This is a genomic window from Streptomyces sp. NPDC001407 (genome assembly GCF_042895325.1).
Lineage (GTDB): Bacteria > Actinomycetota > Actinomycetes > Streptomycetales > Streptomycetaceae > Streptomyces.
Window position 1 is genome coordinate 103,467 of the sequence record NZ_JBIAWF010000016.1, and the last position, 11,832, is coordinate 115,298.

General features: G+C 71.5%; 12 protein-coding genes. 3 read left to right on the forward strand and 9 right to left on the reverse strand.

Annotation, left to right across the window (positions count from 1 at the left end; translation table 11 throughout):
* The first annotated feature begins 129 nt into the window (after window positions 1-129).
* Complete coding sequence (locus tag ACFY1P_RS22325; RefSeq protein WP_390751677.1) at window positions 130-1,131, forward strand: tectonin domain-containing protein; 1,002 nt, start codon at window positions 130-132, stop codon at window positions 1,129-1,131.
* 75 nt (window positions 1,132-1,206) lie between these two features.
* Here ACFY1P_RS22325 and ACFY1P_RS22330 read toward each other — a convergent pair whose 3' ends face one another.
* From ACFY1P_RS22330 to ACFY1P_RS22355, 6 genes are all read right to left on the reverse strand, one after another.
* Complete coding sequence (locus ACFY1P_RS22330) at window positions 1,207-2,064, reverse strand: fumarylacetoacetate hydrolase family protein (protein WP_390751678.1); 858 nt, start codon at window positions 2,062-2,064, stop codon at window positions 1,207-1,209.
* A 165-nt stretch (window positions 2,065-2,229) separates the two neighbouring features.
* Complete coding sequence (locus ACFY1P_RS22335) at window positions 2,230-2,916, reverse strand: membrane protein insertase YidC (RefSeq protein WP_361523762.1); 687 nt, start codon at window positions 2,914-2,916, stop codon at window positions 2,230-2,232.
* Window positions 2,917-3,008: 92 nt separating this feature from the next.
* Window positions 3,009-3,311: a DUF6412 domain-containing protein gene (locus ACFY1P_RS22340; RefSeq protein WP_361523760.1), complete on the reverse strand. Its 303-nt coding sequence runs from the start codon at window positions 3,309-3,311 to the stop codon at window positions 3,009-3,011.
* 65 nt (window positions 3,312-3,376) lie between these two features.
* Window positions 3,377-4,894, reverse strand: a complete 1,518-nt coding sequence (locus ACFY1P_RS22345) for a sodium:solute symporter (RefSeq protein WP_390751679.1) — start codon at window positions 4,892-4,894, stop codon at window positions 3,377-3,379.
* Window positions 4,891-5,088 carry a DUF3311 domain-containing protein gene (locus ACFY1P_RS22350; RefSeq protein ID WP_390751680.1) on the reverse strand — a complete coding sequence of 66 codons (198 nt, stop codon included), beginning with the start codon at window positions 5,086-5,088 and terminating at the stop codon, window positions 4,891-4,893. Before ACFY1P_RS22350 ends, ACFY1P_RS22345 begins: the two co-directional genes overlap by 4 nt.
* 113 nt (window positions 5,089-5,201) lie before the next feature.
* Complete coding sequence (locus ACFY1P_RS22355) at window positions 5,202-6,527, reverse strand: DUF445 domain-containing protein (RefSeq protein WP_361523751.1); 1,326 nt, start codon at window positions 6,525-6,527, stop codon at window positions 5,202-5,204.
* A gap of 259 nt (window positions 6,528-6,786) precedes the next feature.
* On the opposite strand from ACFY1P_RS22355, the gene ACFY1P_RS22360 reads away from it, so the two are divergent.
* Both ACFY1P_RS22360 and ACFY1P_RS22365 read left to right on the forward strand, forming a co-directional pair.
* On the forward strand, window positions 6,787-8,112 hold the full coding sequence (locus ACFY1P_RS22360; protein ID WP_390751681.1) for an SGNH/GDSL hydrolase family protein: 1,326 nt from the start codon (window positions 6,787-6,789) through the stop codon (window positions 8,110-8,112).
* Between the two features lie 481 nt (window positions 8,113-8,593).
* A complete protein-coding gene (locus ACFY1P_RS22365; protein ID WP_390751682.1) occupies window positions 8,594-9,196 on the forward strand; it encodes a DUF1707 domain-containing protein in 603 nt (200 codons plus the stop codon).
* A gap of 3 nt (window positions 9,197-9,199) precedes the next feature.
* Here ACFY1P_RS22365 and ACFY1P_RS22370 read toward each other — a convergent pair whose 3' ends face one another.
* Genes ACFY1P_RS22370 through ACFY1P_RS22380 form a run of 3 tightly spaced genes read right to left on the reverse strand, consistent with a single transcriptional unit; the run spans window position 9,200 to window position 11,787 of the window.
* The gene (locus ACFY1P_RS22370) at window positions 9,200-10,162 is read right to left on the reverse strand and encodes an ATP-binding cassette domain-containing protein (protein WP_390751683.1); all 963 of its coding nucleotides are present in this window, start codon (window positions 10,160-10,162) and stop codon (window positions 9,200-9,202) included.
* 10 nt (window positions 10,163-10,172) lie between these two features.
* Window positions 10,173-10,937, reverse strand: a complete 765-nt coding sequence (locus tag ACFY1P_RS22375; RefSeq protein WP_361523792.1) for an ABC transporter permease — start codon at window positions 10,935-10,937, stop codon at window positions 10,173-10,175.
* 49 nt (window positions 10,938-10,986) lie between these two features.
* Window positions 10,987-11,787: an ABC-2 family transporter protein gene (locus ACFY1P_RS22380; RefSeq protein WP_361523741.1), complete on the reverse strand. Its 801-nt coding sequence runs from the start codon at window positions 11,785-11,787 to the stop codon at window positions 10,987-10,989.
* Window positions 11,788-11,832 lie beyond the last annotated feature (45 nt).

Sequence of the window (11,832 nt, forward strand, 5' to 3'; positions counted from 1 at the left end):
GGCTGGGCCATGGCGCCGTTGTAGGGTGCGGGCGCTCGATGCGTGCCGATCGACGTACAGAAACCGGGCGCCGGATTCCGCGCCCCGACCCCGTGGGTTCTCCGTTTCTGCACAGGAAAGGACAGTCGCATGGGTAAGAGACACAGACGGATGGGTCAGTGGATCCGTTCCCTGAGAGCAGGTGTCGCGGCCGTGGCGGCCGTGACGGTGCTGGCGGCCGCGCCGGGTGTCGGCTGGTCGGAGGCGGCCGCGGCCCCCTCGTCCCACGGCGTCAGGACGACCTCCCCCTTCGGTTCCTCCATAGCCGCGGCCCGGAACGCGGACGGGCGGCTGGAGTTCTTCGGCGTCAACAGTGGCGACGCCGTCTTCCATCGGTCGCAGAACAGCATCGGCGGGCCCTGGGCGAACTGGGTCCAGTTCGACGGCGCGCTGCGTGCCGTCGCCGCCGAGACCAACGCCGACGGCCGGATGGAATTCTTCGGCGTCAACGGCGCCGGGAACATCTACCACCGCTGGCAGACGTCCCCCGGCGGCGCCTGGTCGGGCTGGGAACAGCTCGACGGACTCCTCACCTCCATCGCCGTGGCCCGCGACGTCTACGGGCGGCTGGAGCTCTTCGGGGCCAACAGCGCGGGCAGCATCTTCCACCGTTCGCAGCTCTCCATCGGCGGCCCGTGGTCGGGCTGGGACCAGATCGACGGCGCGCTGACGCAGGTGGCCGCGGAGGCCAACGCGGACGGACGGCTGGAGCTCTTCGGTGTGAACAGCGCCGGCAACATCTTCCACCGCTACCAGACCACTCCCGGCGGGTCCTGGACCGGATGGGTGCAGTTCGACGGTGCGCTCACGACGATCGCGGCGGCGCGGAACGCGGACGGACGGCTGGAGATCTTCGGGACCAACAGCGGCGACGGCGTCTTCCACCGCTCGCAGAACTTCAGCGGGTCCCCCTGGTCGGGCTGGGCGCAGTTCGACGGGGCGCTGAGCCAGGTCGCCGCCGAGACCAACGCGGACGGACGGATCGAGCTGTTCGGGGTCAACAGCGCCGGCAACATCTTCCACCGGTGGCAGACGTCCGTGAACGGCACCTGGTCGGACTGGGCGGGCTTCGACGGCATCCTGCGTCCCTGACGCAGCGCCGGGTCCGGGGGCCTCGGCCCGCGGCTGACGAGCCGGGACCGGCCGGTCCCGGCTCGTCCGGTGCCCCTACGCGTCCTTCAACTGCTGGCGCTGGCGGCCCAGGCCCTCGATCTCCAGTTCCATCACGTCGCCCGCCCGGAGGTACGGCTTGGGGTCGGGGTGGCCGTCCGCCACTCCGGAGGGGGTGCCGGTGTTGATGATGTCGCCGGGGTAGAGCGTCATGAAGCGGCTGACGTAGCGGACGACCTCTGCGACCGGGAAAATCTGGTCGGCCGTCGTGCCGTCCTGCTTCAGCTCGCCGTTGACCCACAGGCGCAGGCGCAGGGCCTGTGGGTCGGGGATCTCGTCGGTGGTGACCAGCCAGGGGCCCAGGGGGTTGAACGTCTCGCAGTTCTTGCCCTTGTCCCACTGGCCGCCGCGCTCCAGCTGGAACTCCCGCTCGGACACGTCGTTCGCCACCGCGTAGCCGGCTATCGAGGCCAGCGCCTCCGCGTCCGTCTCCAGGTGGCGTGCCGTGCGGCCGATGACGACGGCCAGCTCGATCTCCCAGTCCGTCTTCTCGCTGCGGCGTGGCACCAGCACCGGGTCCTCCGGGCCGACGACCGTGTCCGGTGCCTTGAGGAAGAGAACGGGCTCCTCGGGGGCCGGTACGCCGAGTTCGGCGGCGTGGCCGTGGTAGTTGAGGCCCACGCACACGATCTTGCCGATGCGGGCGACCGGCGGGCCGATCCGCAGGCCCGCCGGGTCGAGGGCCGGGAGGATCCGGGCGCCCACCGCGGCCCGTACGCGCTCCAGTGCGGAGCGGTCGCCCAGCAGCCTTCCGTCGATGTCGTCCACGACCGTGGTGAGGTCACGGAGCGTGCCCTCGTCGTCGAGCAGGGTGGGGCGTTCCGCTCCTGGCGGGCCTGTGCGCAGCAGTTTCATCCGGTCTCCCGAGGTCGTGGTCGGCGGTTGCCCGTCCGGGTCGGCCGATGGGGACGGCCATCGAGGGATCGGTTTGATCGTGTGCGAACGGAGGGGGGCTCCGCAAGGAAGGTTTCGGCCTGTTGGCGGCCGGTGTCTTTCCCCTCCCCAAGCGGAACGGGCCGCTCAGGCGGTGGACGGGGCGGCAGGCAGCCCTCGGGTCAGGTACGCCCGCTCCAGCGCCGTCCACGTGCTGCTCGTCACGAGATAGAGCCCGGCTGCCAGCGGGACCACGGCCACCGTGATCAGCGTCCCGAAGGAGAGCAGGGGCAGATACCTCGTCAGGGCCGGTGCCCCGGCCGGCACGGGCGTCCGGCGCGAGCGGACGTACGTCCACGTGGCGACCGCCGCGACCACGACGAACAGGGCCGCGTAGACCGGCCCCTGCGTGCCGAACGGGGCGTCCGTCCAGTGGCCGCCCAGCCTCGCGCCCAGCAGCGTGTGGTCCAGCAGGCCGGGGGCGCCGCTGCTGAAGAGGTGGTACATCACGAACAGGACCGGCAGCTGGGCCAGCGACGGCAGGGCGCCGGCCATCGGTGACACCCCCGCCTTCGCGTGTGCCTCACGCATCGCCCGCATCAGCCGCTCGGGGTCGCTCTTGTGCTTGCGCCGCAGCTCGGCCATGCGCGGGGCGAGTTCGGCCTTGGCCCGCTGACCGCGCGCCGCCGAGCGGGCCAGCGGGTGCAGCGCGAGCCGCACGCCGAGGGTGAACAGGATGATCGCGACAGCCGTGGCCGAGGCGCCGAACAGCGGGTCGATCGCCTCTGCCAGGGAGGTGAGGCAGGCAAGGAGCGGGGAAACGAAAGCGGACATGGTGAGCCCTCCACGGGTCTCGTCGTACCGGAATCAGAAGCATTCGGGCGTGACGAGCCGCGCGGGCTCAGCGGGAGAGAAGCGGTGAGCGCCTACGCGGCCGTCGGGAGGGCACGGCCGGGCGCGCGAGGCCGTCGCCGGCCCCGTCCGTCGGGATCGCGCTGGGCGAGGAACGCCGTACGCAGTTCCCGGTCGCGGATCGCGGTGCGTATTCGCGTGGGGGTGAGCGGGCCGCGGGTGCGGGCCGTGGCGGCCACGGCGGCGAGCAGCAGGGCGGCCGCGACAGCGGTGGTCGCGGCGAGCGCGACCACGCCCAGCAAGCCGCTCTGCGCGAGGAGCAGTTCGGACAGCAGGAAGAGGAGCACGCTCACGTGCGTACGGAATACGGCGTTCATCAGCGCGGCCCCCCTTCTCCGACAAATCCTCTGACGAATCCTCCGTCGGACTTCAGAAGTCCAACTTAGACCGTGCCACTGACAACGGCCTCACCCGGGCCGGGATCCCGCGCCAGCACCTCCTCGTCGGGGCGCGCGGCGTCCGCGGGCCGTGGCCGCGGTCCCCACCAGGAGACGCCCAGCGCCACCAGCACGTTCACGCCCAGGGCGAGCGCTCCCGCGTTCACGCCCCACACGGGGTCGTGGTCGGTGAAGACCAGGGCGCAGACCAGCGTCCCGCCCGCCACGAGGCCGCTCATGGCCCCCCACAGCGTCAGTTTCCGCCACACCAGCCCCAGCAGGATCATGGGGACGAGCTGGGCCATGCCCTCGTACGAGATGAGCGACAGTCTCACCAGGGTGTTCGGCGCGGTGTAGGTCATCAGCAGGGCCAGCGTGCCCGCGGCCACGACGACGACCTGGGCGCCCGTCTTCTGCCGGTCGGGGCGCCCGGCGAGCCGGGGCATGACGCCGAGCACGCTCTTGCCCCACATCGTGCCGATGACCAGCATGAACACCGCCATCGGCACGATCGACGACAGCGCCGCCGCCACCCCGATCAGGCCGACCGCCCACGCGGGCAGCGAGTCCACGACGAGCTTGAAGAGCGCGAGGTTGGAGCCCGCGCCGGTGAGGCCGGGCACGACGAAGACGGCCGCCATGCCGAGGAGCATCGGCACGAACAGCAGGACGTTGTAGAACGGCAGCAGCATCGCGTTGCGGCGCAGGGCGCCTGCGTTCCGCGCGCCGAGGTAGCCGGCCACGGTCGTCGGGAAGATGACGACAGTGAGGGAGTTGAGGAAGCTCGTCGTCACGAACCAGCCGCCGCCGAGCCCGCTGCCGCCGTGGCCCGTGAACGTCAGCCAGTCCGGCTTCTCCGCCACGATCCGGTCGAGGAACGGGCCGTAGCCGTCGAAGTAGTGCAGCGGTACGTAGACCGCGAGGAAGCCCAATGTGCCGATGACCAGCACATCCTTCAGCACTGAGACCCAGGCGCTGCCGCGCAGCCCGCTCACCACGACGAAGCCGGTCGTCACGGCGAAGGCGATGAAGTACGCCCAGTTCAGGCTGATCGCGCCGTAGGAGATGGTCGAGACGACCACGCCCATGCCGGTGATCTGCAGCTGGATGTACGGCAGCAGGCAGACCGTCGCCAGGATCGCCACCAGGGTGCCGAGCCAGGGCCTGTTGTAGCGGTGGGCGACCATGTCGGTGATGGTGACGAGGCCGTGCCTGCGGGCGTACGACCAGAGGGTGGGGCCGACGACGTAGCCGATCGCGTACCCGCACGACATGTACGCGATGACGTAGAGCACCGGGGCGCCGTAGTTGTAGCCCCAGCCCGCCGCGCCCAGATAGCTGAAGCTCGTGTAGCCCTCACCGGCCATCAGCACCCAGATGAAGACCGTGCCGAGGCTGCGGCCGCCCACCGACCACTCGGCGAGCCCGCCGCCCGCTCCCCTGCCGCGCACGGCCAGCAGGCCGAGGGCGACGGTGAGCACCATGAAGCCGGCGAAGACGGAGGTGGCGACGGTGGCGTTCATACGCGGCCTCGCTTGCGGTCACCGCGCCAGGCGAGGAAGACGGCGGCGGGGGTGAGGAGCGTGGCGAGGAGGAGCCAGGCGAAGAGGAAGGGCAGACCGAGGACGGTCGGACGGATCCGGTCCACCAGGGGCAGGGCCCCCAGGAACAGGACGTACGGGATGAGCAACCACAGCAAGGTGGGACGTTTCAGCACGGGCCGACCCTAACCCTGCCGCCGCGCGCGGCACATGGGGTGCGGCAAGTGGGGGTGCGCACCCCGGGGCGCCTCCCGGCGGTGGCCGGGAGAGGCCGCGCCCGGGGCCTGCCCTACGCCCCCACCAGCCGCGACGCCGAATAGATGCACAGGCCCGCCAGCGCGCCCACCACCGTGCCGTTGATCCTGATGAACTGGAGGTCCCGCCCGATGTGCGCCTCGATCTTGCGGGAGGTGTGCTCGGCGTCCCAGCTCGCGACGGTGTCCGTGATGAGGGCGGTGATCTCGTGGCGGTAGGTGGTCACGACGTAGACCGCCGCGTCCTCCAGCCAGCCGTCGACCTTCGCGCGGAGGCGGTCGTCGCCGGCCATGCGGGCGCCCAGGGAGAGGAGCCCGGCGCGCACGCGGAGGCGGAGTTCGCTGCGTTCGTCCTCCGCGGCGGCGACGATCATGGCGCGTACGGAGCTCCACGCGGAGGCGATCAGGTCCTGCACCTCGCCGCGCCCGAGGACCTCCGACTTCAGGCGCTCGACGCGGGCCCGGGTGTCCGTGTCGGACCGCAGGTCGCGCGCGAAGTCACCCAGGAAGCGGTCGACGGCACCGCGCGCCGGGTGCTCGGGCATGTCTCGCATCTCCGTGGCGAAGCGCAGCAGTTCCTTGTAGACGCGCTCGCCGACCTTGCGGTCCACGAAGCGGGGCGTCCAGCCGGGCGCGCCGCCGGTGACCGCCTGCATCACCGAGTCACCGTGCGTGACCAGCCAGTCGTGGGCCCGTACGCACACCAGGTCGACGACCCTGTGGTGGCCGCCGTCGGCGACGATCTTCTCCAGCATGTTGCCCAGGCCCGGCGCGATCTCCTGGGCGTCCGCCCGGCGGGTGATGGCCTCGCCGACGACGGCCTGCACGTCGGAGTCGCGCAGGACCGTCAGGGCGCCGCGCAGCGCCGTGGCCAGCTCGGCCGTCACCCGGTCGGCGTGCTCGGGGTCGGCGAGCCAGGCCCCCAGCCGGGAGGCGATGCCGACGGTCCGCAGCCTTACGCGTACGACATCACCGGAGAGGAAGTTCTCGCCGACGAATTCACCGAGGCTCTGGCCCAGCTGGTCCTTCTTGGTGGGGATGATCGCCGTGTGCGGGATCGGCAGGCCCATCGGGCGCCGGAACAGCGCGGTGACGGCGAACCAGTCGGCCAGCGCGCCGACCATGCCCGCCTCCGCGGCGGCCGCGACATAGCCCGCCCAGGCGCCCGCGCCCGCGGACTGGCCCCATTTCGCCAGGGCGTAGACGAGCGCGACGAGGAGCAGCAGACCGGTCGCGAGCCCCTTCATGCGGCGCACGCCGCGCCTTTTCTCCTCATCCGCGGCGCTATAGGTGAGGCCGCCCGCTGCCGGGGGCACCACTCCTTCGACGGCTCCCGAACCGCCGTCAGGGGACCGTTCCATCCGCACCACCCGTTCCAGCCGTCTTCACGTGCATTGTCCCTACCCGAGGTACTCAGGGAACGGACCGCGAGTTCCCGGCGTCTGACAAGTCGCATGTGACACGTTGCGTGACCCACCGGCCGACAGGCGCGCCCCCCGGCCCCCGTGGGATCATGGAACGGCGATCGGACCGCGAGGGCGCTGTTGCTGATCAGTCGCTGTCTCGTCCCCGGTTCCGCACCGGAGCGTCTCGCTCCGCCACTCCCAGGAGAAGCCCGCCATGAACAGGCCACCTCTGCCCCGAAGTACGGCCTACGCCGTGCTCGCCGCACTGGCAGCCGTGGTGATTCTCGTCTCGACGGCGATATTCGTCGGCGTCGGAGGCCGCGGCCGCACGCCCGCCGCGGAGCCGCACGAGGCGCATGGCACGGCCGCACCGGCCGCCTCCGGTGAATGGGTGGGGTCCTGGGCCACCGCGCCGTCGGGCGCCGAGCCGAACACCCGCCTGGGCTTCCCCGGGCTGTCCATCCGCAACGTCGTGCACAACGGCGTCACCGGCACGGCCGCCCGGATCCAGCTCTCCAACCTCTACGGCGCGCAGCCGCTGCCCGTCACCCACGCCTCCCTGGCCGTGGCCGCGGCCCACGGCTCCCCCGCCGCCGTGCCCGGCAGCATGCGCAGGCTGAGCTTCGGCGGGCAGCCGACGGTGACGATCCCGGCCGGGCAGTCGCTGCTGAGCGACCCCGTGCAGCTGGCCGTGGCCGCCGGGGCCGACCTGCTGGTCACCACCTTCTCCCCGACGCCGTCGGGCCCGGCGACCTATCAGAACCAGTCCCGCCAGACGTCCTACCTCGCCCGCGGCGACCAGGCCGAGGACCCGCACGGCACCGGCTACACCACCAAGGTCCAGTCCTGGCGCTATCTGACCGCCGTCGACGTCTGGTCCCGGGAGGCCCGCGGCGCGGTCGTCGCCTTCGGCGACTCGATCACCGCCGGCTACAACTCCACCCCCGGCACCAATCACCGGTGGCCGGACCTCCTCGCCACCCGGCTGCGCACCGAGCCCGGCGCGCCCCGCTACAGCGTCCTCAACGAGGGCATCAGCGGCAACCGCATCCTGCTCAGCAACGCCGGGCCGGCGCCCGTGAACAACGCCAGCGGTCTGGAGCGCTTCGACCGCGACGTCCTCGGCCGGACGGGCGCGCGCGTCGTGATCATGGCGCTGGGCGTCAACGACATCCTGCGTACGCCGCAGCAGCGGGATCCGGAGCGGATCGTCGCCGGCCTGCGGAAGCTGGTCGAGCGGGCACATACGCGGGGGCTGCGGGTCGTGGGTGCCACGCTTACGCCGTTCGGCGGGCACAAGGGGGCCGTGGACCTTCAGGAGATCACCCGGCAGAGGGTCAACGAGGCGATTCGGTCCGGGCGGGTGTTCGATGCGGTGGTCGACTTCGACCGGGCGTTGCGGGATCCGGTGTCTCCGGAGGGGCTTCTTCCCGCGTACGACTCCGGGGATCATCTGCATCCGAATGACGCGGGGTATCAGGTGATGGCCGATTCCATCGACCTTGAGGTTCTCAAGGGGGAGGCGGTTACGGCGTTGTGAGGCGGTGAGAGAAAGCGGGGTGCGTGGCGCCTGCGGCGGGCTTTGTTCCCCTACCCCGCCCCTTCCCGGCTGCATCTGATGTGCGGCTCCGCCGCGTGGGGGGCGCTGCCCCAGACCCCGAACCTCAGGTCCGTTGCCGCCTGCGGCGGGGGCGCACTGCGTGCGCGTCCTCAAACTCCCCCAGCTACCTCCCCCAGACTCCGTCCGGGGGTGCCCCCAGAGGTGCCCCCAACGGGCTGAGATTGCGGACCGTGGCTCGTAATTCCGCACCCCACAGATGACGCGGCCCGCAGGCAACGAACCCACGATCCGTGCAATCCAGCCCGTCCGGCGTTTGAGGACAGCGCGCGAAGCGTGCTTCGGGGTCTGGGGCGAAGCCCCAGTTTCGGGGAGGGGCGGGGTAGGGGAACAAAGCCCGCCGCAGGCGCGACCGGCCCGCAGGCGGCGACGGCGCGCACCCCACCCTCGCTAATCTATTCGCATGACGAGCGAACTCCCCGACATGCGTGCCTCCGACGCCGAGCGGGATCGGGTTGCCGATGTCCTGCGGGAGGCCGTCGCCGAGGGGCGGTTGGAGATGGGGGAGTTCGAGCAGCGGCTGGAGGCCGCGTACAAGGCTCGTACGCACTCCGAGCTGGAGCCGCTCGTGCGCGATCTGCCGGCGACCACCCACAGCGCCGCCCCGGCGGACGGCTGGGCGGAGCGGGTCGGTGGGAGGGCCACGTCCGGCGGGGCGGTCGGGATCTTCGGTGGTTTCCACCGCGCGGGGCGCTGGACGGTGGGGCGGCGGTTCACCGCCTTCACGATGTGGGGTGGCGGCCAGATCGACCTCCGTGAGGCCCGTTTCGCGGAGCGCGAGGTGGTCATCCGGTGCTTCGCCCTGATGGGCGGCATGGGCGTCGTCGTACCGCCGGACCTGGACGTCCAGGTCTCCGGCATCGGCATCATGGGCGGCTTCGGCGACCGGGCGACCGGACCGGGCACGCCCGGCGCGCCCAAGGTGCGGGTCACCGGCTTCGCGCTGTGGGGCGGCGTGGGCGTCACCCGCAAGGCGAGGAAGGCCGAGCGCAAGTCCCTGGGCTGAGCCTCACACCTCCCGCTCCGCGTACATCCTCGCGATCACGTCCTCGATGTCCGGTTCCTTGATGGAGAGGTCGACCAGCGGGTACCGCTCCGCGACCGCCGCCACGACCGGGGCCGCGCTGCTGTCCGCGGGGAAGGCCAGCCACTGGCGCGGTCCCGCGACCTTCACCGTGCGGGCGCCGGGAACGCCCTCGATCGGCGGGAGTTCGTGCTCCAGGTCGACCACGAGCGTGCGTTCGCTGCCGCCCACCGTGTGGAGCGTGCTCAGCCCGCCGTCGTGGACGAGGCGGCCGTGGTCGATGACCATGACCCGCTTGCACAGCTGCTCGATGTCGGTGAGGTCGTGCGTGGTGAGCAGGACCGTCGTGCCGCGTTCGGCGTTGACCTCGCGGAGGAACTGCCGGACCTTCGCCTTGCTGATGACGTCCAGGCCGATCGTCGGTTCGTCGAGATAGAGCACCTCGGGGTCGTCCAGCAGCGCCGCCGCGATGTCACCGCGCATCCGCTGCCCGAGGGAGAGCTGGCGCACGGGCACGTCGAGCAGCTCGCCCAGGTCGAGGAGTTCGACGCAGCGGTCCAGATTGGTTCGGTAACGGGCGTCAGGAATGCGGTACATGCGGCGCACCAGTCCGTAGGAGTCCCGCAGCGGCAGGTCCCACCACAGGGTGGTGCGCTGTCCGAAGACGACGCCGATGCGGTGCGCCAGCTTCGTCCGCTCGCGGGAGGGGTCGATCCCCGCGACGCGCAGCCGGCCGCCGCTGGGCGTCAGGATGCCCGTGAGCATCTTGATGGTGGTGGACTTCCCGGCTCCGTTGGGGCCGATGTAGCCGACCATCTCGCCGCGCGGCACCCGGAAGCTGATGCCGTCCACGGCCCGCACCTGATGCCGCTCGCGGCGCAGGAAACCGGTCTTCCGGCGTACGTCGAACACCTTCTCCACGCCGTCGAGTTCGATGAAACCGTCCACTGTCCGCCTCTCAGCTCCCCGTACTCCGATAGCTCCGCAGCCCTGCCCGCCACACCAGCCCCGCGCCCGTGAGCATGAGGAGCGCGACCAGGGGCCCGCAGCAGCCGACCCAGCCGGGCAGGCCCAGCGGGTCGTCGCGACCCAGGAGGCGCAGCGCGGGCAGCCAGTTGACGAAGGCCAGGGGGACGATGAAGGTCACCCCGCGGACGAGCTCCGTCGCGAAGACCGTGGGCGGGTACTGCAGCATGGTGGCGCCGCCGTAGGTGAAGGAGTTCTGCACCTCCGCCGCCTCCGTCGCCCAGAACTGGAACGCCGCGCCGACGATGAAGACGGACGCGAAGAGGGCCGCCCCGCCGAGCACCATCGCGACGGTGAACAGCGCCTTGGGCAGCGTCCACGCGACGTCGACGCGGGCCAGCCCCCAGCCCAGCACGAGGGCGCCCTGGCTGATGCGGCCCAGCCTGCGCAGCGCGAAGCGGTCGGCGGCGACCTGCGCGAGGACCGGCGCCGGGCGCACCAGCAGCGTGTCGAACGTGCCGTCCCGCACCCGCTGCCCGATCCGGTCCATGCTGCCGAGCACCAGGTCGGCGAGGCCGAGGGAGCAGCTGCTCGCGCCGTACAGCAGCGCGATCTCCGGCAGGGAGAAGCCGCCGAGCGCGTCGATGTGGGAGAACATCAGCATGATGGCGACGAAGTCGAGGCCGCTGGCCACGAAGTTGCCGATCGTCGTCATCACGAACGACGCGCGGTAGGCCATCGTGGAGCGCACCCACATCGCGACGATGATCCCGTACGCCCGTATCCCCGTCACCACCACGGACCGGTCAGCCACCCTGGACCACCACCTTGGCCGTCGCGAGCGACTGCACGGCGCGCCCCGCCGCCAGCAGGAGCACCGCCCAGGCCGCCTGGAAGGCGAGCGCCCGGGCCAGCCCCGCGCCCGTGTGCAGGCCGAGCAGGACGTCCGCCGGGACCTGGAGCATCGCCGCCCACGGCAGCAGCCGTACGGTCTCGCCGAACGCTCCGGGGAAGACCGTCAGCGGCAGCAGCATCCCGGAGAAGAAGCCGCTCAACAGCATGCTCACCATGTTGAGTCCGGTGCCGTCGAGCATCCAGAACGCGCACAGGCCGATCAGATAGCGCAGCCCGAAGCCCACGCCAAAACCGAGGAGGGCGGAGAGCAGGAAGGCGAGCCAGGCCAGGGGGTCGGTGGGCAGGGCCAGTTCGAAACAGAGCGCGCCGACGGCCAGCGGCACCGCCCCGCGGCCGAGCAGCTGGAAGGCCGCCCGGCCCAGATCGGCGGCGAACCACCACAGCTGGAGGTCGGCGGGGCGGTAGAGGTCCACCGCGATGTCGCCGGTGCGGATGCGCTCCTGGAGCTCCTCCTGGAAGCCGCCGCCGAGCAGCGCCATGGCCGCGAGGAGCCCCTGGCTGACCCAGACGAAGGTCAGGGCCTGCGCCTGGCCGTAGCCGCCGAGGTGCGGCCGTTCGTCCCACAGGGCGATGAACGTATAGGCGATGATGAAGCCGAAAACGGTGTTGGTGAAGACACCGGCGGCGGTGGCGACGCGATACGTGGCATAGCGGCGGAATCCACTCACCGCGACGGCGGCATACAGCCGCATCCCAGGACACCTCTCGTCGTTGAACCTCGATAGTCCGCTGACCTC

Excerpts from the sequence above, each read along its gene's own strand:
- ACFY1P_RS22345 (WP_390751679.1), bottom strand. The coding sequence starts at position 4,894 with ATGAACGCCACCGTCGCCACCTCCGTCTTCGCCGGCTTCATGGTGCTC.
- ACFY1P_RS22335 (WP_361523762.1), bottom strand. The coding sequence starts at position 2,916 with ATGTCCGCTTTCGTTTCCCCGCTCCTTGCCTGCCTCACCTCCCTGGCA.
- ACFY1P_RS22375 (WP_361523792.1), bottom strand. The coding sequence starts at position 10,937 with ATGTGGGTGCGCTCCACGATGGCCTACCGCGCGTCGTTCGTGATGACG.
- ACFY1P_RS22355 (WP_361523751.1), bottom strand. The coding sequence starts at position 6,527 with ATGGAACGGTCCCCTGACGGCGGTTCGGGAGCCGTCGAAGGAGTGGTG.
- ACFY1P_RS22380 (WP_361523741.1), bottom strand. The coding sequence starts at position 11,787 with ATGCGGCTGTATGCCGCCGTCGCGGTGAGTGGATTCCGCCGCTATGCC.
- ACFY1P_RS22340 (WP_361523760.1), bottom strand. The coding sequence starts at position 3,311 with ATGAACGCCGTATTCCGTACGCACGTGAGCGTGCTCCTCTTCCTGCTG.
- ACFY1P_RS22365 (WP_390751682.1), top strand. The coding sequence starts at position 8,594 with ATGACGAGCGAACTCCCCGACATGCGTGCCTCCGACGCCGAGCGGGAT.
- ACFY1P_RS22330 (WP_390751678.1), bottom strand. The coding sequence starts at position 2,064 with ATGAAACTGCTGCGCACAGGCCCGCCAGGAGCGGAACGCCCCACCCTG.
- ACFY1P_RS22325 (WP_390751677.1), top strand. The coding sequence starts at position 130 with ATGGGTAAGAGACACAGACGGATGGGTCAGTGGATCCGTTCCCTGAGA.
- ACFY1P_RS22360 (WP_390751681.1), top strand. The coding sequence starts at position 6,787 with ATGAACAGGCCACCTCTGCCCCGAAGTACGGCCTACGCCGTGCTCGCC.